This window comes from Streptomyces sp. Ac-502 (assembly GCF_045222935.1).
Taxonomy (GTDB): domain Bacteria; phylum Actinomycetota; class Actinomycetes; order Streptomycetales; family Streptomycetaceae; genus Streptomyces; species Streptomyces monomycini.
This window is the reverse complement of the sequence record NZ_JBHFFO010000001.1, coordinates 4,036,225-4,057,352: the sequence shown is the minus strand read 5'-3', so window position 1 is coordinate 4,057,352 and position 21,128 is coordinate 4,036,225. Positions and strand designations below refer to the sequence as shown.

Below are 21,128 nucleotides of genomic sequence, written 5' to 3'. Positions count from 1 at the left end.
GCCGCGTGCGACACCTGTATTCCTGCCCGCTGCGCTGGTCCGACATGGACGCTTTTGGCCATGTCAACAACGCGGTCTTCGTCCGCTACCTGGAAGAGGCGCGGATCGACTTCATGTGGCGGCTGGCGCCGGGCGAGGGCAGCACGTCCTTCTCCGGCGGGTCCGTCGTGGCCCGCCACGAGATCGACTACGTACGGCCGCTGGTCCACCGGCACGCGCCGGTGACCGTCGAGTCCTGGGTGACGAAGATAGGCGCCGCGTCGATGACGATCGCCTACGAGATCAAGGACGAGGACACGGTGTACGTCCGCGCCTCGACCGTCGTCGTCCCGTACGACTTCGGCGCGGAGCGGCCCCGCCGTATCACCGCCGAGGAGAAGTCCTTCCTCAAGGAGTACCTGGACGACGCGGACGGCGCCCAGCAGCAGGAGGGGGCCGTCGCCGCATGACGGCGTTGCGCCTGGCCGATGCCGGGGAGGCGGCGGACCTCGCCGCCTTCCTGGCCCGGCTGATCCACTACGACCGTGCCGCCGCGGTGCGGTTGCAGGCGGGCGGCGGGGTGCTCGCCGTGTTCGGGCGCCCGCCGTCGTTCGAGGTGCTGGCGATCCGTACGGCACGCCTGGCACCGGCCGTGCCCTCCGGCACCGGTCCGCGGACCGGTACGAGCCCGCAGACCGGTACGGGAACCGCTCCCGCCGCCGGTCTCGACCTCACCGTCTCTGCCGGTGACCTGCTCGAAGGCATTGACGAGGCGGCGGACAGCCTGACGCTGCCCGCCGCGGTCACCGGCCCGCCCTGGGCCGGCGTCCTGCCGCCGCGGGGCGGCTGGCAGCAGGTGCCGGGACTGCCCTCGCCGCAGGCGCTCGGCCGGACCGTGGCCCTGGCCGTCGCCGAGTTCCGGGCCCGGGACGAGGCGCTCACACCGGAACGCCGTACCCGTGCCGAGCGCGACCGCATCGGCCGCGAGATCTGGTCCCGGACGCTGGGCGACACCCACCTGCCGCTGCGCGCCGCGCACGCCGCCCAGTCCCTGGGCTTCCTGCGCCCCGCCCGGGCCGAAGCGCAGGCCGCCGGCGTCCACGGACTCGCGGGCGGTGGCCATGGTTCGGGTTCCGGCGCCGGTTCCGCGGGAGCCGGAGCCGCACTGGCGGAACCGCCCACGCTCACCCTGCTGACCGCGGGCGGCTGGCTGCGGCTGCGCACTCCCTACGGCTCGGTCGCGGTCCGTACGGGCGGACTGCCGGCGCTCTCGGTGACACCCGCTTGACGCTCCCGGTGACATCCGTGTGAGACGTCCGCCCGGAAAACACGTCAGCGCCGGGCGTCACGCCCCACACCCCGTCCCGACGGCGATCTTTCACCCCGCCCCGGCGGCGGCCTGGCCGCCGACGCCTCACTCAGCCGTATTGATCATCGACGCCGCCGCATACGTCAGGTAGTTCCACAACTGCGTCTCGTGCTCGGGGGACAGCTCCAGGGAGTCCACCGCGTCCCGCATGTGCTTGAGCCAGGCGTCGTGGGCGGCGCGGTCCACGGTGAAGGGCGCGTGCCGCATCCGCAGCCGCGGGTGGCCGCGGCCGTCGCTGTACGTACGGGGGCCGCCCCAGTACTGCATGAGGAAGAGCGCGAGCCGCTCCTCGGCCGGGCCCAGGTCCTCCTCCGGGTACATCGGCCGCAGCAGCGGGTCCTCGGCCACCCCCTGGTAGAAACGGTGCACCAGGCGGCGGAACGTCGGCTCGCCACCGACCTGCTCGTAAAAAGTCTGTTCCTGAAGCGTGCCGCGCGGAATCTTGTTCACCCGTCCATGGTGTCAGACGACGCGGCGGAGCCGGACTGCTCGGCCGAGGACCCACGACGTAGGACAGTGGAGACATGAGCGGTACACCAACCGGTCCGGAGCCGGACCACGAGCCGACGGCCGCGGCCCGCGCCGAGCTGATCCGGCAGATCAGAGCGGCCGGCCGGCTCGGCGACCCGCGCTGGCGGGCCGCCTTCGAGGAGGTCCCGCGGCACCTCTTCGTCCCGTACCACTTCGTGGCCACACCCCGCGGCTACCAGCGGCTCTCAGGCTCCGATCCCGACCCCGGGCGACGGGCACGTTGGCTGGAAGACGTCTACACCGACATGGCGCTGGCGACGTACATGCGGGACGGCGAGCTGGTGTCCACCAGCAGCCAGCCGTCGCTGATGGCGATGATGCTGGAAGACCTCCGGGTCGAGGAGGCGGAGGCGCAAGGCGGCCGCTGCCGCGTCCTGGAGATCGGCACGGGCACCGGTTACAACGCCGCCCTGCTCTCCCACCGGCTGGGCGCGGAGCACGTGACCACCGTCGACCTGGACGAGGAGATCACCGGCCCGGCCCGCGACCGGCTGGCCGCCGCGGGGTACCGGCCCGCCGTGGTGACCGGCGACGGCGCCCGGGGCTGCCCGGAACGCGCACCGTACGACCGGATCATCGCCACCTGCGCGCTCCCGTCCGTACCGCCCGCCTGGATCACCCAGTGCACTCCCGGAGCCCTGATCCTGGCCCCGCTGGCGACCGGCCTGATCACCCTCCGCGTGACGGACCCCGAGGCCGTACGGGCGGAGGGCCGCTTCCTCCCCACCCCCGCCTACTTCGTCCCCCTGCGAGCCCGCCCCGACCCCACCGCCCAGCCGCCCCACCCGGACCCCTCCGAGCGCCCCGACCCACCCACCGAATCCGGCGAACATCACCAAAACCCCCACCACGCCCTCCCCCGAGAAGCCCTGCGCGACGACCGCTTCCACTTCCTCCGCACCCTCACCGCCAACACCCTCACCCCGAACGAGGCCCACACCCTGTGGCACCACCAGAACCACCCCCGACGCGAACGCTTCGGCGTCACCGTCCAGGGGGCCTGTCAGTACGCGTGGCTCGATTCTGCTGAGGGACCTTATCGGTGGCCGTTGCCCGGGCCTGGAAGCTAGGAGGCTGCTCCGCCTCATGCGAGAGCGGTGCCGGACAGCGGAAAGCGCCGGCCACAGTGTGTGCACTGAAGCCGGCGCGTCTGCCGCTTACCGGTCCCGCCTGTCGTGAACTGCCGTGTCAGGCCCGGCGGACGGTGATGGTGGTCCAGGCGCCTACGTGGATGCGGTCGCCCTCGTGGAGAGGGGTGGGGACGTAGGGCTGGATCGGGTCTTCGGCGAGGTTGACGGTGGTGCCGTTGGTGGAGTTCTGGTCGACCACGGCCCAGCTGCTGTCGGGCTGCTGGACCAGGAGGGCGTGCTGGTGCGAGACGCCCGGGTCCTCCGGTGGGCGGCCCAGGTCGATGTCCGGGGACTCGCCCGTGCTGTGCCGGCGGCGGCCGATGGCGATCTGGGTGCCGGTGAGCGGGATCTGCTGCTCGGGGGAGTAGGCGGGCAGGTTCAGGCCGGCTGCCTCCGGGCCGCTGCGGCCCATCATCGCCATGAAGTACTCGCGGTCCGGGGCGATCGCGACGACCCAGCCGTCACCGACGACCGGCGGCGGTCCGGGCGGGGCGGCGGGACCCGGTGCGGGCTGGTTCCACTGCTGGTCGGGCTGCGGTTGCTGGTGTGCGTCCGGTTGCTGCTGCGGCCGGCCGAAGGGGCCGGGCTGCTGCGGCTCGAACGGGGCCTGCGGCGGCGCCTGTTGGGCAGGCTGCGGGTCGTACGGGGCCTGCGGCGGCTGTTGCTGGGGAGGCTGCTGAGGCTCGTACGGGCCCTGCTGTTGGGGCGGGGTGGGCGGGCCTTGGTGCGGGTGCGGGAAGCCGTAGCCGCCCTGGCTGCCCTGACTGCTCGGGCCGCCCTGGCCACCCTGGCTGTGGTCCGGGCCGCCCTGCGGGCCCGGCTGTGCGGGCGGCGGAGGCTGGGGCGGGGACTGGGGTGAGGGCTGGGAGTTGGGCGGAGGCAGGGGCCAGTCGTCGTCGGCCGCTCGGGGCGGGGGTGCCGGGCTGGGGTGGCCGGTGGTGCCGGATTGACCCGCGGGGTTGGGGTGTCCGGTGGGGCCGGGTTGGCCTGCCTGTGCGGGGGTGCCGAACGGGCCGGGCTGTTCGGGCGAGCCGAACTGGCCCGGCTGGTCGGGCTGGCCGAAGGGACCGGCCTGGTCGGGCCGGCCGAAGGGGCCGGGTTGGTCGGGCTGACCGAACGCGTTGGGCTGGTCGGGCTGGCCGAACTGGCCCGACTGGTCCGGGGAGAGCGGTTCGGCGGGGCGGTTGATCTGTGACGGGCGGGAACCCTGGTACTCGTACTGCTGCGGCGGGGTGGGTGGGCCCTGCTGCGGGGGCGGGAAGCCGTAGCCGCCCTGGGAGCCCGGGCCGCCCTGCGGGCCGGGGGCGGCGGGGCGTACGAGGTGGCCGAGTGCGTCAGGAAGTTGTAGCGGCACTCCTCGCAGAACGGAGCCATCGCCTCGCGCGGCGTACGGCACTGGGGACACAGCTCCGGCCGGCCGGCCGGCTGGGGCTGCTGGCCGGGGCCGAAGCCCTGGTGGGGAGGGGGTGCGGGGGTGTTCGGTCCCGGGGCCGGCGGCGGGAAGCCGTAGCCGCCCTGACTGCCGGGGCCGCTCTGCATGCCTTGGCCGCCCTGGCTGCCGTGCGGGCCGGGGGTCGGGCCGGGGCCCTGGCCCATCGGTCCCTGCGGTGCGGGCGGCGGCGGGGTCTGCTGGAGCGGGGGCTGGGGGCCGGGGGCTGGTGGGGCGGCGGAGCCTGTTGCGGCGAAGGGGCCTGCTGAGGCGAAGAAGCCTGCTGAGGTGACGGGGTCTGCTGAGGCGGTTGGGGCTGGCCGGGGAAGGCCTGCCCACCCTGGGAGGCGCCGGGGGCTCCGGAGGTGCCGGTGTCGCCGGGGGCTCCGGGGCCGCTCTGGGGGGCCGGGCCGCCCTGCGGAGCGGGCGGCGGCGCCGGCTGGCCTGCCGGAGGTGTATTGAGGAACCCCGCGGGCAGGGAGGGCGGCGGGGGAACAGCGCCCGCCATCCGGTGGCCGCACACCTCGCACCAGTCTTCGGCCACCGACTGATGGCCGTTCGGGCAGGTCGGCATGTCGGATCTTCCCCCTCGTACCGATTGTGTTCGGTAGTACGTCTAGTTTGTTATTTCTTGACGCGAACTGTCTTGGTCGAGCGCGTTTCGAGCGTCATCTCGTCCGCCTCTGTGACCTTCGCCTTCAGTCGCACAGTACCGGTCGCCGCATCGACGACGTCCACCACCTTCGCAAGCAGTTTCGCAGTGTCCTCGTTCCCGGACGCGCTCGCCAGTTGCACGGCCCGGCCCAGCTTCGCCGTGGCATCGTCCGCATCGCCCGACTTGCGGGCATCCAGCCCCTGCTGGATGACCTGGGCCAGTTCGGCCTGTCCGGTGTAGTGCGCGACTTGGGGGTTGATACTGGTCGAAGCGGTCATATCGTCCGTCCAGATCGCGCGCACGAGCCCCTGTGCCAGGGTCCGGGAGCCGCCGCCCGGTTCGGGGAGGACGAGTGAGATCCGCGCGGCCAGCATCTCCTGGCCCACCTCGGCGGCCCGGACGCGTACACACGTGGTAGTCGCGGGACTCGTCACCCCAGGAACCTGTCGGATAGTCGCCGGTGCGCGGGCCGGATTCGGTACGGCGGCCGGTCAGGTCCTCGACGGCCGGTGCCACCTGTTTGACGAAGGCGACCTGCGCGCCCTGCGGGGTCCACAGCCGCAGGGTGACGTCCGCCACCTCCTTGCCCATCGCGGCCTCCATCATCCGTGTGAAGTCGGCGGCCAGCCCGGCCGGGTCGGCGACGATGTCGGCCGTGCCGAGCAGCGCCGAGGCGACGCCGGTGACCTCCTTGACCTCCCAGTCCGTACCGACGCCGCGGGCGTCGCAGGTGAAGCGGCCGGCGCAGGCGTCGAGGGTGGCGCGCAGCTCCTGGGGCGACTCGTGTTCGTTGCGGCCGTCGGTGAGCAGGATGCCGTGCCGGACGGCGACGTCCGCGTCGGCCAGCAGCCGGTCGGTCAGCCGCAGCCAGGTGCCGATGGCGGTGCCGCCGCCGGCGCTCAGCTTGCGCAGCGCCTCCTTGGCCTGCGCGCGGGTCGTCGGTCCGGCGGTGGCGAGCCGCCCGCCGCCCGGGTAGACCTCGGCGGCCTGGTGCGTACCGGCCACCACGGCGAAGGCGGTGCCGTCCCGTACGGTGTCGATCGCGGCGGCCGTGGCGTCGCGCGCGTTGCGCAGCTTGGTGGGCGGGTAGTCCATCGAGCCGGAGCAGTCCACCATGATCACGACGGCTGCGTGCCGTACGCCGTTGTGGTTGCGGGGGTCGGTTCCGGGGCCGGGTTCGGGCCCGGGGCCGCTCGTGGTCCTGGCTTCGGCTCTGGTTCCGGTTCCGGCGGGGTCCGTACCGGCTGCGAAGAGCGGCAGCCCGCCGCTGGTGCCGCCCCCGGTGGCGGTGACGGTGACGATGGCGTTCACTTCGCGCCCGCCCTCGGGCAGGTACGCGTTCTGGTAGACCTCGGCGGCGAACCGCGGCACGCCGGACTTGGAGAAATTGGCCATCTGATCCGCTCCTTTGTGCCGCCGCGAGGCTCCGCAGCGCAGTCGTCGCGGCGGTGAAGAGACACCTGGGCGGGCGGAAGTCCCCGTGATCATCCCCCCGTTGGCGCTGTGCTCCTGCTGATGGGTACGGGTCCGGGCGGTGCCGATGGTTCCGGTGGTGCGGTGTGTGGCTGCTGGTACGGGTCAGGGTCAGCCGGGCGGGGCCGGGAGCATCAGGGCTCCCGGCCACCGTGGCCGACGAGGGCGGGCGGCGCGCCCCCGGCGGACGCTCAGGCCGATCCTGCCCGTCCCCGCGGCGCCGGGAACGGGACCACCGCCACTGTTACGTTGTCGTGGCCCCCGCCGGCGAGCGCGTGGGCGACCAGGGTCCGCGCACTGTGCAGCGGCCGGTCGTGCGCGTCGCCCGGCAGCACCGCGGCCAACTGCTCCGCGGCCTCGGCGTAATTCCACAGTCCGTCCGTGCACACCACCACTACACCCGGTCCGTCGGGTTTGAAGGAAGCGGTGTGCGGTTCGAGTTCGTACGCGTCGGCGCCGAGCCAGCCCGTGATGGCGTGCGCCCGGTCGTCCGCGTACGCCTCCGCCTCGGACATCAGGTTGTTGGCGACCATCTGCGCCGCCCAGGAGTCGTCCTCGGTCAGGCGGACGGCGGGTGCGCCGCGGTCGTCGGGGACCCAGTACGCGCGGCTGTCGCCGACCCAGCCGATGACGAGCAGCCCACCGCCGACCACCGCGCCGACGAACGTGCAGGCGGGAGCGTTCTGCTGGCGGTACGGGTCGTGCTGCTGGGCCTGGTTGGGCGCGGCGGCCAGGGCGTTGACGGACTTGGCGGCGGCGAGGATCGCGTCGTGCATGGCCCGCTGCGGGTGCGTACCGCCGGGCAGGGCGGCCAGCAGCGACCGCGCCGCGACCCCGGACGCGGCGGCGGACGCGTCGTCGGGGCGCGAGGCGGAGGAGACGCCGTCGCAGACGATGGCGAGTACGGCGGGCGAGCCGTCCGGCAGCGCTCCTTCGGCGACCGCGAAGAAGTCCTCGTTGCGGTGGTGGCGGTGGCCCCGGTCGGTGACCGCCGCCACACCGGGCAGTTCCCGTTCCATGTGATCGCGTTCGCGCGGCTGGGCGTGGCCGCAGTTCTCGCAGTAACCGTCGCCGGTGACCATCCCCGCGTGGCAGAGCGCGCAGATACCGGTTCCTTGAGCGGGGGTTTGGTGCTCGGGGGAGGGGGTGACGGGGGAGGAGCGGTGGGAGTGGTGGGGGTGCTGTGGGGCGTGGGGGTGGTGGGGACTGTGGGGGTTTGGGCTGGTGGGGAAGCCGGTCCGCTGGGCGCCTGTGGGCCTGTGGGGCCGGTGGGGGTGGTCGGGCCGGTGGGGGTGGTCGGGCCGGTCGGGGCCGGGTCGGGTTCCGGGCCGGAGCCGCGCGCGTCCGCGGAGCGGTCCGCTGCCTCGGCGGCGAGGTCGTAACCGGCGACACGGGGGTCCGGGGCACCGCCGTGCGATGCGGCGGCCTGGTGCGCGGCACTCCCGTACGGACCGCCGGCCGACGGCGGAACGCTCGCCTCCGCATGGGGTGCCCGGGACTGCGCGTCGCCCTGCGCGTGGGCCTGCACGCCGACGCCAACCGGTGCGTGCACCGGCTGCCCTCCCGGCGCGTAGCCCGGCGTGGTCGGCGGCGGTACGGGGGCGTGCGGGGTCTGGGGAGCGTGCGGGGGATGTGGGGCGTGCGAGGGGTGTGGGGTGTGGGGAGCGTGTGGGGTGTGTGGCACGTGCGGGACCTGCGCCGAGCCGTTCGCGTGCGCGGCGCCCGGCGTGTGCATGGGGCCGCTGTCGTGCCGTGCTTCCGTGCCGAGTGCGGCCGGCCCGCCGTACGACGGGGCCGTTACGGGAGCGGTCGGCGACGGGGCGGCTTCCGGCGACGGGACGGCCGCCGGTGGCGAAGCGGCCGCCGGTGGCGCGACGGGCGGTTGCGACGACGAGACGGACGGCGACGGCGATGGCGATGGCGACGGCGAAGACGATGCGGACGGCGTCGCCCCTCCCGCCCCCGGCATCAAGAACGACGCGGGCAGCGCGACGGATCCCGGCGGCGCGGCCCCCGATCCTGGCGCGGCATGGGCCGTGTCGCCCAGCGGGACCGTGGGGCGGTCACCGGCCGCGCCCGGCCCGGCGGGGGCCACGACGTCGGCGCCGCAGAATCCGCAGTAGTTGTCCCCCGGTTCGAGCGGCTCGCTGCAGCTCGCACACCGGAACGGCCCTGTCACACCCATGTCACACCCACGTCCTGGGGCGGAAGCGGTTGGCCCGTTCCACCAGCTCGATCCTTTCCTCGCCGCGCTGCGCCAGCCGGGCGAGCAGTCTGAACGACCGCTCCAGGCCGAATCGCAGGCCGCGTTCGTCCAGTGCGCTGCCGAGCAGACCGGGCCGGGCGGCGGCACCGCCGGAGCCGGACCCGGGGGCCCCGGACGGCAATGTACGCCCCTGCCGCTCGGCACCGCGGCTACCGGAGAGTACCCAGTCGAGGGCACAGCCCAGCACTTCGGTCGTCAGTTGTTCGCGGCGCTCCGCGTCCAGCCCGGAGTCCGCCAGCTGCTCGACCTGCCCGGCCGCCGACCGCAGATCCTCCAGGAGTGCGTCGTGGGCGGGACGTTGCCGCAGCCGGGCCCGGACGGCCGCGATGCGCGCCGCAGTGTAGTGAATGGAGGATTCCGGTACGGCTTCCAGGGCGGCCACGGCTCCGGCCCGGTCGCCGGCCGCCAGCCGTACCCGGGCCAGCCCGAACGCCGCGCTGACGTAACTGTGGTCGGTGGCCCACACCAGCCGGTAGTACTCCGCCGCGTTGTCCAGCTGTCCCAGCACCTCGGCGCAGACGGCGAGCGCCAGCTTCGGCGCCGGTTCGCCGGGGAAGGCGTCGTACATCGCGTCGAACGACAGGGCCGCCGTCTCGTGGTCGTCGTTCGTCAGCGCCACCAGGCCGCGATACCAGACCACCCGCCAGTCCTCGTCCCAGTCCCGGTCGGGCTCCGTCTCGACGGCGCGCAGTTCGCGCAGGGCCGCCGCGCCGTCCCCCATCTCCAGCTGGGCCCGCAGCCTGCGCAGCCGGGTTTCCATGGTGTCGGCGGGGGCCGCGCGCAGCGCGCTGACCAGCTCGGCGGGGGCGGCGGCCAGCAGACCGGCCAGGAAACCCGCGTTCGGGTCGGCGGGATCGACGCGCGGTACGGGCAGGGCGAGTACGGCGAGGCCGGTGTCGAGCGGACGGAGAGCGGGCGCGCCGCGCACGCCACCGGCTGCCGCGGACGCCGCTCCGGCGGCGCCGCTCATCGTCTGCGGGCCGGTGGCCGACGTGACTTCGTAGGCGACCTGCGCGGGGACGGCTGCTGGGGAAGGGGCCGCCGACTGCGCGGCGTTTCCGGCCGGTGCCCCGCCTCCGCCGGCACCCCTGAGCGCTCCGCCACCGCCTCCGCCGGCACCCCCGAGAGCCCCGCCACCGCCTCCGCCGACACCCCCAGGCGCTCCGATTCCGGTGGCCGGGCCGACCACCGCTTTCCCCTTCCGCCCCACCCACCCCTTCCGCCCCGCTGCGGGAACCGCACGCGCACCCAGCAGCGACGTGTCCCCCTCCGCACGCGCCACCACATCCGTGTCCACGACGCGCAGCTCCGGCCCGAACAGCGTGGAGAGCGCGGGCCGCTGTTCACCCGTCCGGAGCGCCATGACCTCCCGCAGCACCCCCGTCAGCTGCTCGGCCATCTCCTCCGCCGACGAGAACCGCCGCGCCGGGTCGGGGTCGGTCGCCCGTACCAGCAGACGGTAGAAGGACTCGTACGTACGGAAGACCTCGATGTTGTCGGGGTCGGGCAGCGAGTCCACGAAGACGTTCGTATAGCCCTGGAAGTCGAAGGTGAGGACGGCGAGGGTGCGGGCGACGGTGTAGAGGTCGGAGGCGACGGACGGGCCCGCGGCGGCGACTTCGGGTGCCTGGTAGCCGATCGTGCCGTAGATCGCGCTCTCGTCGTCGTCCATCCGGCGGACCGCGCCCATGTCGATCAGTTTGAGCTGGTCGTTCTGCTGGATCGCGTTGTCCACCTTGAAGTCGCAGTACAGGAGGTTGCGGCTGTGCAGGTGGCCGAGCGCCTCCAGGGCCTCGATGCCGTACGCGCAGGCCTGCTCGACCGGCAGCGGGTCGCGGCGTCCGTGCGCCGTGCGCCGCTCGTTGGCGATGTCCTTGAGGGACTTGCCGCCGACGTACTCCATGACGATGTAGCCGTCCAGGCTGCCGGTCGTACGGTCCAGGTGCTCGACGAAGTTGTAGATGCGCACGATGTTGGAGTGCTCGATCTCGGCGAGGAAGCGGCGTTCGGACGCGGCCACGGCGAGGGCTTCCTCGTCGCCGGTGTCCAGCAGGCCCTTGAGCACCACCCACCGGTTGGAGACCGCGCGGTCGATCGCCAGATAGATCCAGCCCAGGCCGCCGTGCGCCAGGCAGCCGACGACCTCGTAGCTGCCGTGCACCACGTCGCCGGGGCGCAGCTTGGGCACGAAGCTGTACGGGTGGCCGCACTTGGTGCAGAAACCTTCCGTACGGCCCGGGCGGTCGCCGCGGGCCCGGCCCACCGGGGCGCCGCAGTCGCCGCGGCTGCAGAACCGCTTCCGCTCGGGGACCTCCGGGTTCTCCAGGACGGCCGTACGCGGATCCGGACGCGGAACTTCCGGTACCGCCACCAGCCCGGCCCCCAGCCGCCCGCGGGACGGTCCGGATCCGGTACCGGAACCGCGGCCGGCGCTGCGTACCGACACGGACATCGAACGCGTCGAGGCACCCGGCAGAGAGCGGGAGAGACGACCGGAGACGGAGCGCCGGGAGGTCGAGGAACGGGCGGAGGCGGAGGCGGAAGCGGCCCTGCGCCCGCCGGCGGACGGCACGGAGACGGAACCGTGCCCCGCCGCCCCGGCCCCGCCGGAGCCATCGGAGCCATCGGAGCCGCCGGAGCCACCGGAACCTCCCGAGCCACCCGAACCACCTGAACCGCCAACACCGACAGAACCGGCAAAGCTCAGCGAGCCTCCAGAGCCTCCAGAGCCCCCAGCCCTTCCCGCCTCCTCGGCCCCCTCAGCCCCTCCGACACCAGCCACCCCCCGCCGCGCCGCCGTGACACCCGTCGGAGGTGAGCCGACCATTCCCTCCCGTGACACGACCGGCGCCAGGCCGCAGGTGTCGCAGTACCGTTCGCCGCCGCCCACGTCCTCGTACGTGCCCGGGCACTCGCGGCGCTGGCACGGGTCGCCGCCGGTCCGCTCCTCGGTCATGTTTCCCCCTGTGGTCCGTCCGCCGGCCCGTCGTCCGGCCCTGGTGGCCGGAGCGTCTCGGCCACCGTCCGCTGATAGCGCAGTACCGCCTGTTCGGCCACCCGCAGGTCGCACGGCGCGCTCCACAGCATCCGTCGCGCTGCGTCGTAGCGCTCGATCAGCAGCGGGTCCTCGGCCAGGCCGTATCGTGCGGCCTTCGCCTTGTACGCGTCCAGGCGGCCGCGGAGTTCGGCCCGTACGGCCAGTGGGGCGGTGACCGCCGTCAATGATTCGCGGGCGCGGTGCAGTTCGTCCTCGGCGCGCTGTTCGAGGCTGTCGAGCAGCGGGGAGAGGCGGTGCCACTGGGCGTGCCGGCGGTACTCGGCGGCGGTGGACAGCTGCTCGTGCAGCGCCGTGGACGGGCCGCTGACGGCGGGCACCTCGGACGCGGCGATCTTCGCGAGCACCTCGCCGCGGGCCTGCCGCGCCTCGGTGAGCGTCCGGTCCGCGCGGGAGAGCACGTCGCGCAGCCGCATCAGCCGGCGCTCGGCGTCCTGCCGTACGTCCAGGACCGCTTCGATCTCCCGCCGGACGTCCTCCAGGGCGAGCGCCGCGCGGTCGTAGCGGACGGTGTCCGGGCGGCCGCCGCCGGGCGCGGCGCTGCGGTCGGCGTCCGGGACCCAGTAGGCCAGCGGGTCGGACACCACCTGGGCGCGCAGGTGCGTCAGTTCGTACGTGATGCGCTCCAGGTCGTCGCCGGCCGGGTGCTCCCCGGGGCGTACGCCGACGGATCGCGCCAGGGACAGGGTGCGGCGCAGCTCGGCGGCGAGCAGGTCTATCCGGGCGGGCAGCGCGGACCATACGGCATCGGCGGAGACGATCACGTCCAGCGCGGCCGCGTACATGCCGTTCATCCGCTCGACCAGTTCCTCCAGGCTGAACTGCTCGCTCAGCCGGGTCGGGCCGCCGCCGGCCTGCGGTGAGCCGCCGCCGGCGGCCGCGCCGGAGACGGTGACGCGGGTGCCGCGCAGCAGCTCGGTCAGTTCGGCGAGGTCGTCGGGGGACGGCCAGCGGCGCCGGGCGCGCAGCTCACGGGCGGCGGTGAGCGCCCTGGTGTACGCGTCGAAGTGCGCCCACAGGACGGTGATGGACTGTTCGGTGGCGGCCCAGCGCTCCTTGGTGAGGCCGGTGAGTTCGGCGCCCTCCAGGAGCCTGCGGCCCGCGTGGTCCTGGAGGGCGAGCAGCGAGGTCTCGATCGCCTCGTACTCGGCAGCGAGCCGGCCCAGGGCGCGGTCCACCTCCTCCCGGCTCATCACCGGATCTTGGGACTTCCCCGGGGAGCCGGGGAAGGGTCCAGGGGCCCCCATCGATCACCTCTCCACAGTGCGTGCGGTGCGCGGCGGCCGTGACGGTCGTCGCGACGGTTGCGGTGCGTGCGGCCGGTGCGGCCGGTGCGGCGGTTGTGGTGCGCGCATCCGGTGCGGCGGCCGCGTACGGCGGTACGGAGCGGGTGCTCTTGGACGACGGCACCCCGAGGCGTCGCGGCCGCTCTCTCGCCGACGCCTTCCGCCGGATCCGCCCGCTCCGCCCCTGCTGCCTCCCCTGCTGTCTCCCCTGCTGTCTCCTCCTCCGGTTCGCGAGGCTCCGCGTCCGCGGTGCTCCTTCCATGGTGACGCGACCGGCGGGCAAACGCCGGTCCGTGGCGCGGCACCGGCCCGCCACGTGCCGCCGCCCGGCCCCGAAGCGCCCGCCCCGGCCCGGTCGTCCACCCGCCCCGGCCCGGTCGTCCACCCGCGCCGGCCAGGGCACCCACACCGTGCCGTTCGACGGCAGTGCCGGACCACCCGCCACTGCCGGGCCGCCAGGTCCAGGGCCGCCCGCCACTGCCGGGCCGCCCGCCCAGGACCTTCCGCCCCCGGACCACCCACCCCCGGACCACCCACCCCAGGACCACCCGGCCCAGAACCACCCGGCCCAGAACCACCCGGCCCAGAACCATCCGCCCCCGGACCGCCCGGCCCAGGCTCACGCCCCCGGCCCGCGCCCCCGATGTGTCCCTCAACGCGCCCCGCGGCGCCCGCCCCCGCACGGATCAGTCGCTGTACTGGGGCTCGGGCGCCTTCGTTATCCCGGGCAGGTCCGCCTGCAGCCACTTCTTGTAGGCGGCCATCCACCGGCTCCCGCTGCCGCCGTCGCGGTAGTCCTCCAGCACCTTGTTGACCCGCCGCACCAGGTCGGCGTCGGCGCGGTTGACCGCGACCCCGTACGGCTCGTCGGTGAACGGTTTGCCCTTCAGCTGCACGGTCGGGTCCTGCGCGGCCTGCGCCGCGGCCAGCGCGTTGTCGGTCACCACCGCGTCGGCCTCGCCGAGTTGCAGGCGCACCAGGCAGTCCAGCTGGTTCGGTACGGTCACGACGCGGGCACCGTGCCGCTCCTCGGCCAGCCGGGCCTCGCCCGTGGAACCGGCCGCCGTACAGACCCGTTTGCCCTTCAGTGAGTCGTCGAAGGCGGTGATCGAGGAGTTCTTGGGCGCGAGGACCTGCTGTCCGCCCTGGAAGTACGCGGTGGAGAAGGCGACCTGTCGTTTGCGGGCGCAGTTGATGGTCATGGTCCGTACGACCAGGTCGACGGTGCGCTCCTGGAGGGCGGGGATGCGCTGGTTGGTGGGGATCGCCCGGAACGTGATCTTCGGGTCGGCGCCGAGGATGTCCTCGGCGATCGCCCGCACCAGGTCGATGTCAAAGCCCTCCAGGTCACCGGTGGCCGGGTTGCGGTAACCCCAGCGGTAGGTGTTCTGGTCGACGCCGACGATCAGCCGCCCCCGGGCCTTGATCCGGTCCACCGCCGGGCCGTCGTCCGGGGAGGGCCGCAGGCTCGCGGCGGCGTTGCCGGGGGTGCAGTCCGCGGCCGTGGCGTCGGCGCGCGCGGTGCTCGTCCCGTGCGGGAGGGGGCGGGGCGCCGGGGCGTCATTCCCGAGCACCGGGACGAGGACGGCGGCCGCCGCCGCCATCACGCACACGCCCGCCGCCACCGGGGCCAGCGCGGCCCGCAGATTGCGCAGACCTCTCGCGTGCTTCGTCATGTCGCCATCACCAGGCCTCATCACCGGTACTCCGAAAGCCTGCGCCCGATGCCCAGCACCGCGCCCGTCGCCCCCAGGACGGCCAGCACCACGGCGCCGGCCACCAGCCCGTCCAGCGCTCCGCGCCCGCCGTCCGCGGCCCGTCGGAACTCCTGCTGCTCATGGGCCAGGGCCTGGGCCAGCCGGCTGTCCACCCTGTCGAAGGACTGGCCGGTCGCCGTCTCGCCGCCGATCACCTTGGCCAGCGCCCGGTCGTAGTCCCCCTGGTCGTCCGCGGCGCGGGCCTCGGCGTGCCGCGCCTGCCACTGCCGTACGGTCTCGACCGCCTCCCGGACGGGGCGCCGGCCCGTGTCGTCGTCCGCGAGCGTCAGGGCCGTGCCCAGTCTGCTGTCCGCCGCGGCGGCCCCGGACCGGCCGGGGCCCGCGAGGTCCCGCATGCCGGTGCGGTAGCCGACCTCGTAGAAGTCCTGCTGGTCCTTGGTCACCACGGCGCCGCGCGCGACCAGGGTGAGGTTCTCGTCGCCGCGGGCCTGGAGGGCGTCGATGCGGGCCTCGTTGAGGACCTTCAGCGACCTGGCCCCGCTCTCGTAGGACGTGTTCAGGCCCGAGCGGGCCACGGAGTGCCCGGCCACCAGCCACAGCAGCACGACGGCCGAGGCGGTCGTGGCGGCCAGCAGGCCGCGGTTGAACACGCGGTTCGTCCGGCGGTAGTTGCGGCGCTGTGCCCAGGTGAGGGCGCCGAGCGCCAGCACCCCGACGGTGAGCGCGAGCCATGGCCACGCCTTCGCGGCGTCGTAGTCCTCGCCGAGGCGGGCCGTCTCGGTCGTGTACAACCCGCGTGCCGCCGGGAGGAGTTCGTCGCGCATCTGCGCGTTGGCGTAGCGCAGGTAGGCGCCGCCGAGGGGAGGCCCTGCCGGTTGTTGGTACGGGCCGTCTCGATCAGGCCCGTGTACCGGGGAGGAGGCTGTTGAGCTTGCCTATCTGGCGGGCCGCGGCGTCCGAACCGCTGGTGTTGGACGAGGCCTTGGCCAGCAGCCGGGCGGCCGTGGCGATGTCGTTCTCGTACCGGTCGCGGGTGGTCTGGGTCTCCTTGCCGCCGGCCAGGAAGCCGGCGGCGGCGGTGGTGTCGGCGTCGGCGAGCGAACGGTAGATGTCCGCGGCGTCCGCGGTCAGCGGCTGGCTGCGCGCCACGACGTCGCGCGCGGCGGCGGACCGGTCGGCGACCTGCCAGGCCGTGGCGGCACCGAACGCGAGGACCAGGAAGGCCAGTACGGCACCGATGATCCGCAGCCGTCCGGGCTCGGTCGTGGCCGTGGCCCGCAGCTGGTCCACCCCGTCGGCCCAGGCGGTACGCCGACGGGCGCCCTGGGCGGGATCGGTGCTGCCCAGGAGCGCGCCGCCGAGGCCCGTACCGGCGGCGGAGCCCGTACTGCTCACGGCGGAGCCCGCACCCGCGGAGGAGGCGGCGGGACCGGCGGCGCGGCCGGACGGCGACGGCGGCGCAGTGCCGGTCTGCGGGTTGGACACGGAACCTCCCCTGGTCGCGGACGGCGGCCCCGGCCCCGCGCGACGGGCGCACGGGAACAGATGCACGGCCAGCAGTCAGTATGGCCGCAGGGACTGACAACCACACCGTTATTGCCTGGATCATGTGCGGAACAGGCCCCGCCGAATCCTCCCGTCCGGTGGGCGTTTCCCCGGCCCCCGCCCTCACAGGACGCGCGACCCACCGAACGCGGTTCCCGAAATGGGCACGCATGTACGGCTTTTCGGCGTACAAGCCTCACTGTACGAGCTTTCGCTGTACGAGCCTTCGCTGTACGAGATGCAGGCGTACGACCTCCCCGCGCACGGCCTCCCGCGCACGGCCTCCCGCCTACAGCCCCCCGCCTACGGCCCCCGCCTACGACCGGGCAGCAGCGCGCCCCCTCGCCCCGGAATCGCACCCTCAGCCGCCCCCGGCAACACCCCCCTCAGCCGATCAGCCGAACTCCCCCCGCACCCGCTCATACGCCCCTGCCCCCGCCCCCGCCCGATCCAGCGCGTGCAACGCGGCCCCCAGCACCGGGGGTGCCGTCACCACGCGGGGTTCCGCCTTCGGGGCGCGTTCCGCCAGCAGGCGGGTCACCTGGTCGTGCAGGAGCGGGTGCCGGGCGGCCAGGACGCCGCCGCCCAGGATCACCGGCGTCCGCTCGTCCAGCAGGCCCAGCCGGTCCAGCGCGACCGACGCCAGCAGCGCGATCTCCTCCGCCTGCCGCGTCACCAGGGCCCGCGCGACCGCGTCGCCGGACGCCGCCACCGCGAACAGCAGCGGCGTCAGCCCGTACCGGCGCTCCCGCGGGATGCGGCCCAGATGCAGGGCCTCGATCAGCTCCGGCATGGTGGCCAGCCCGAAGTAGGCGGGCACCTCGCGGGCGAGCGCGCTCGGTTCGCCGCGTCCGTCGTCGGCGCGCGCGGCCCACCACAGGGCCTCTTCGGCCAGGTGGCCGCCGCCGCCCCAGTCGCCGGAGATCCGCCCGATGGACGGGAACCGCGCGGTGCGGCCGCCGTGCCCCAGCCCGGCGCAGTTGATGCCGGCGCCGCACACCACGGCGACGCCGACCGGTTCGACGTGGTCCGGGAGCCCGGCGCGCAGCAGCGCGAAGGTGTCGTTGCCGACCGTGACCGTACGGGCCCAGCCGTACGAGCTGATCTCCGCGGCCAGTTCGGTCTCCTCGGCGGGGAGGTCGGCGTTGGCCAGGTAGGCCGACACCTGGCCCACCGGGCCGGTCACGCCGGCCCGTTCCCGTACCGCGTCGACCAGTACGGCCAGGTCGCCGACGGCCCGCGCCACGCCGACCACGGGCGGCTGGAAGCCGCCGCCGCGGGCCGTCGCGAGCACCGTGCCGTCCGCGCCGACCAGCGCCACGTCGGTCTTGCTGTTGCCCGCGTCTACGGCGAGCGCCAGGCCGTCGGCGGCGCGCGCCGGAGCGTCGGCAGCATACGCCGGAGTGTCGGCGCCCGGACCGGCGGACGACGATGTGCGCGCCTCCCCGGTCGCCGCCCCGCCCCCTCGGCTTCGCTCAGAGCCACGTGAGGTGCTCCCGGTTGTGCGCGATCAGTTCGTCGGTCAGCCGGTCCGCGTACGCGATCTGGCCGATGAGCGGATGGGCGAGCAGCGCCTCGAAGACCCGGTCCCGGCCGCCCTTGAGGGCCGCTTCCAGCGCGAGGTGCTCGTACGCCGTGACGTTGGCGACCAGCCCCGAGTACAGCGGCTCCAGCGGCCGTACGGGCAGCGGCTTCGCCCCGGACGCGTCCACCGTCGCCGGTACCTCGATCACCGCGTCGTCGGGCAGGAACGGCAGCGTGCCGTTGTTGAACGTGTTGACGATCTGCACGTTCCCGGTGTCACCGAGCAGTGCGGAGGTCAGTGCCACGGCCGCCTCCGAGTAGAACGCGCCGCCGCGCTCGCCCAGGAGTTCCGGCTTCTCGTCCAGCGACGGGTCGCCGTACATGTCCAGCAGCTGCTTCTCGATGGCCGCGACCTCCGCCGCGCGCGACGGCTTGCTGCGCAGTTCCTCCACGACCTCGTCGTGCTGGTAGTAGTAACGCAGGTAGTACGACGGTACGACGTCGAGCCGTTCCACGAGGGAACGCGGCATGTGCAGGTCCTCGGCGATGGCCGCGCCGTGCTCGGCGATCAGCCGGGGCAGCACGTCCTCGCCGTCCACCCTTACGGACCGTTCCCACGTCAGGTGGTTCAGCCCGACGTGCTCCAGCTCGACCCGCTCCGGCGCGATGCCGAGCAGCCGCGCGAACTTCCTCTGGAAGCCGATGGCCACGTTGCACAGGCCGACGGCCTTGTGGCCGTGCGCCAGCAGGGCCCGGGTGACGATGCCGACGGGGTTGGTGAAGTCCACGATCCACGCGTCGGGATTCCGGCGGCGGATGCGCTCCGCGATGTCCAGGACGACCGGGACGGTACGCAGCGCCTTGGCCAGGCCGCCCGCGCCGGTGGTCTCCTGACCGACGCAGCCGCACTCCAGCGGCCAGGTCTCGTCCTGGTTGCGGGCGGCCTGCCCGCCCACGCGCAGCTGGAGGAGGACCGCGTCGGCGCCGTCCACACCGGCGTCGACGTCGGACGTCCACGAGATCCGGCCCGGGTGTCCCTGCCGGGCGAAGATCCGCCGGGCCAGGCCGCCGACCAGGTCCAGCCGGTCGGCGGCCGGGTCGATCAGGACCAGTTCCGCCAGCGGCAGCGCGTCCCGCAGCCGGGCGAACCCGTCGATGAGTTCGGGGGTGTAGGTCGATCCTCCACCGACCACAGCGATCTTGAGATGGGGGTGCGGGGGCGTTCCCCGGGGGACGACAGCATGAATCGATCAGCCCTTCACTCCGGTGAGCGTGACGCCTTCGACAAAAGCCTTCTGGGCGAAGAAGAAGACGATGATGACGGGAGCCATGACGAGCAGGGTCGCGGCCATGGTCAGGTTCCAGTTGACGCTGTGCGCGCTCTTGAACGATTCGAGTCCGTAACTCAACGTCCAGGCGGCGGGATTCTGTGCGGCGTAGATCTGCGGTCCGAAATAGTCGTTCCAGCAGTAGAAGAACTGGAACAGCGCGACGGCCGCGATCCCCGGCTTCGCCATCGGCACGACGATGCGCAGCAGGGTACGGACCTCGCCGCAGCCGTCCACCTTCGCCGACTCCAGATACTCCTGCGGAATCGTCAGCAGGAACTGCCGCAGCAGGAAGATGGAGTACGCGTCACCGAACGCCATCGGGATCAGCAGCGGCCACAGCGAACCGGACAGATGCAGCTGCTGCGCCCACACCAGATACATCGGGATCACGATGACCTGCGGCGGCAGCATCATCGTCGAGATCACCAGGACCATCGCCGTACGCCGCCCGCGGAAACGGAACTTGGCGAGCGCGTAGGCCACCGGAATCGCCGAGCAGACCGTGAACAGCGTGCCCAGGCCCGCGTACATCAGCGAATTCTTCCACCAGTCCAGGAAACCCGGCGTGCTGAAGACCGTCGCGTAGTTGGACCAGTTCCACTCGTGCGGCCACAGTTCGCCGCTCATCGCCTGGTCGTCGCTCATGACGGAGGTCAGGAAGACGAACACGAACGGCAGGACGAAGAACAGCGCGGTGGCGATCGCGACGGCGTGCACGGCGATCCAGTGCAGCAGCCGCTTGCGGCGGGCGCGGGCCGCGGCGGGCCCCCGGTCGGTGGAGCCGGTACGGGCGGCGCGCCGCCCGCCCTCAGGGTCGTCGTGGTCATGTCGGTTCAGTCCTCCGCCGGGAGCAGGCCGGCGCGCTTGCGCATCAGCAGGGTGGTGACGGCCATGGCGATCACGAAGAGCACGAGCGAGAGCACGCACGCGGCGCCCGTGTTGAAGTTCTGGAAGCCGAGCGAGTACACGAGCTGCGGCACGGTGAGGGTGGAGTGCTCCGGGTAGCCGGGCTGGATGACCGAGCCGGGGCCGATGTTCACGCCGGAGGCCAGCTTCCCCGCGACCAGCGCCTGTGTGTAGTACTGCATGGTCTGCACGACGCCGGTGACCACCGCGAACATCACGATCGGCGTGATGGACGGCCAGGTCACGTACCGGAACTTGGCCCAGGCGCCGGCGCCGTCCAGCTCGGCCGCCTCGTACTGCTCCTTCGGCACGTCCAGCAGCGCCGCCATGAAGATCACCATCAGGTCGCCGATGCCCCACAGGGAGAGCAGGACCAGCGACGGCTTCGCCCAGGTCGCGTCGTTGAACCAGCCGGGCGCCGGGATGCCGATGGCCTCCAGCAGCCCGTTGACCGGCCCGGTACCGGGATTCAGCAGGAAGACGAAGGCGACCGTCGCCGCGACCGGCGGGGCGAGATACGGCAGGTAGAAGGCGGTACGGAAGAAACCGACCCCCGACTTGATCTTCGTGACGAGCAGCCCGATCCCGAGGCCGAAGACCACGCGCAGCGCGACCATCACCACGACCAGCCACAGCGTGTTCCACAGCGCCGGGCCGAAGAGCGGCATCTGGGTGAGGACGTACTTCCAGTTCCGCAGCCCGACGAACGAAGGCTGCTGGATCTGGTTGTAATGCATGAACGAGAAATAGACCGTGGCGATGAGCGGATAGCCGAAGAAGACGCTGAAACCGACCAGCCAGGGGAGAGAAAGCCGAGCGTACGCAGCCGCTGCCGGGTGTGCTTGCGGCGCAGTTCGGGGGCCTTTGGGAGCGGCGCGGCGGTGGCCGCCGAGCGCTCAGGGGATTCGACGAGTGACATGGCAGGGCTCCG

13 protein-coding genes and 3 pseudogenes are annotated in these 21,128 nt (G+C 73.4%); 4 read left to right on the top strand and 12 right to left on the bottom strand.

The window, feature by feature from the left end:
* The first annotated feature begins 5 nt into the window (after positions 1-5).
* Both ACEXOX_RS18305 and ACEXOX_RS18300 read left to right on the top strand, forming a co-directional pair.
* Entirely contained in the window at positions 6-449 is a 444-nt protein-coding gene (locus tag ACEXOX_RS18305) for an acyl-CoA thioesterase (protein ID WP_406521889.1), read from the top strand.
* The gene (locus ACEXOX_RS18300) at positions 446-1,267 is read left to right on the top strand and encodes a hypothetical protein (RefSeq protein ID WP_406521888.1); all 822 of its coding nucleotides are present in this window, start codon (positions 446-448) and stop codon (positions 1,265-1,267) included. The genes ACEXOX_RS18305 and ACEXOX_RS18300 overlap by 4 nt, the downstream gene beginning before the upstream one ends.
* A 126-nt stretch (positions 1,268-1,393) precedes the next feature.
* Here ACEXOX_RS18300 and ACEXOX_RS18295 read toward each other — a convergent pair whose 3' ends face one another.
* The gene (locus ACEXOX_RS18295) at positions 1,394-1,798 is read right to left on the bottom strand and encodes a globin (protein ID WP_031004512.1); all 405 of its coding nucleotides are present in this window, start codon (positions 1,796-1,798) and stop codon (positions 1,394-1,396) included.
* 74 nt (positions 1,799-1,872) lie between these two features.
* Here ACEXOX_RS18295 and ACEXOX_RS18290 point away from each other — a divergent pair, with 74 nt between their 5' ends.
* On the top strand, positions 1,873-2,949 hold the full coding sequence (locus ACEXOX_RS18290; protein ID WP_406521886.1) for a methyltransferase domain-containing protein: 1,077 nt from the start codon (positions 1,873-1,875) through the stop codon (positions 2,947-2,949).
* A 118-nt stretch (positions 2,950-3,067) separates the two neighbouring features.
* On the opposite strand, the gene ACEXOX_RS18285 is transcribed toward ACEXOX_RS18290, so the two are convergent.
* The 3 genes and pseudogenes from ACEXOX_RS18285 to ACEXOX_RS18275 all read right to left on the bottom strand — a co-directional run bounded on the left by ACEXOX_RS18285 (position 3,068) and on the right by ACEXOX_RS18275 (position 7,648).
* Entirely contained in the window at positions 3,068-4,363 is a 1,296-nt protein-coding gene (locus ACEXOX_RS18285; protein ID WP_406521884.1) for an FHA domain-containing protein, read from the bottom strand.
* A gap of 699 nt (positions 4,364-5,062) precedes the next feature.
* Positions 5,063-6,488: pseudogene (locus tag ACEXOX_RS18280) on the bottom strand (vWA domain-containing protein).
* Between the two features lie 269 nt (positions 6,489-6,757).
* Positions 6,758-7,648, bottom strand: a complete 891-nt coding sequence (locus ACEXOX_RS18275) for a PP2C family protein-serine/threonine phosphatase (protein WP_406521882.1) — start codon at positions 7,646-7,648, stop codon at positions 6,758-6,760.
* Positions 7,649-8,326: 678 nt separating this feature from the next.
* On the opposite strand from ACEXOX_RS18275, the gene ACEXOX_RS18270 reads away from it, so the two are divergent.
* On the top strand, positions 8,327-8,689 hold the full coding sequence (locus ACEXOX_RS18270; RefSeq protein WP_406521881.1) for a hypothetical protein: 363 nt from the start codon (positions 8,327-8,329) through the stop codon (positions 8,687-8,689).
* A 63-nt stretch (positions 8,690-8,752) separates the two neighbouring features.
* Here ACEXOX_RS18270 and ACEXOX_RS18265 read toward each other — a convergent pair whose 3' ends face one another.
* From ACEXOX_RS18265 to ACEXOX_RS18230, 8 genes and pseudogenes are all read right to left on the bottom strand, one after another.
* Positions 8,753-11,788, bottom strand: a complete 3,036-nt coding sequence (locus ACEXOX_RS18265) for a tetratricopeptide repeat protein (RefSeq protein WP_406521879.1) — start codon at positions 11,786-11,788, stop codon at positions 8,753-8,755.
* A complete protein-coding gene (locus tag ACEXOX_RS18260) occupies positions 11,785-13,134 on the bottom strand; it encodes a hypothetical protein (RefSeq protein ID WP_406521878.1) in 1,350 nt (449 codons plus the stop codon). The genes ACEXOX_RS18265 and ACEXOX_RS18260 overlap by 4 nt, the downstream gene beginning before the upstream one ends.
* 725 nt (positions 13,135-13,859) lie before the next feature.
* Positions 13,860-14,849: a glutamate ABC transporter substrate-binding protein gene (locus tag ACEXOX_RS18255; protein ID WP_406521876.1), complete on the bottom strand. Its 990-nt coding sequence runs from the start codon at positions 14,847-14,849 to the stop codon at positions 13,860-13,862.
* 20 nt (positions 14,850-14,869) lie between these two features.
* Positions 14,870-16,376 (bottom strand): annotated as a pseudogene (locus tag ACEXOX_RS18250) (hypothetical protein).
* Between the two features lie 454 nt (positions 16,377-16,830).
* A complete protein-coding gene (locus ACEXOX_RS18245) occupies positions 16,831-17,796 on the bottom strand; it encodes an N-acetylglucosamine kinase (protein WP_406526385.1) in 966 nt (321 codons plus the stop codon).
* A gap of 115 nt (positions 17,797-17,911) precedes the next feature.
* A complete protein-coding gene (locus ACEXOX_RS18240; protein ID WP_406521874.1) occupies positions 17,912-19,153 on the bottom strand; it encodes a 6-phospho-beta-glucosidase in 1,242 nt (413 codons plus the stop codon).
* 57 nt (positions 19,154-19,210) lie between these two features.
* A complete protein-coding gene (locus ACEXOX_RS18235) occupies positions 19,211-20,008 on the bottom strand; it encodes a carbohydrate ABC transporter permease (protein ID WP_406521873.1) in 798 nt (265 codons plus the stop codon).
* Between the two features lie 116 nt (positions 20,009-20,124).
* Positions 20,125-21,116 (bottom strand): annotated as a pseudogene (locus ACEXOX_RS18230) (carbohydrate ABC transporter permease).
* Between the last annotated feature and the right edge of the window lie 12 nt (positions 21,117-21,128).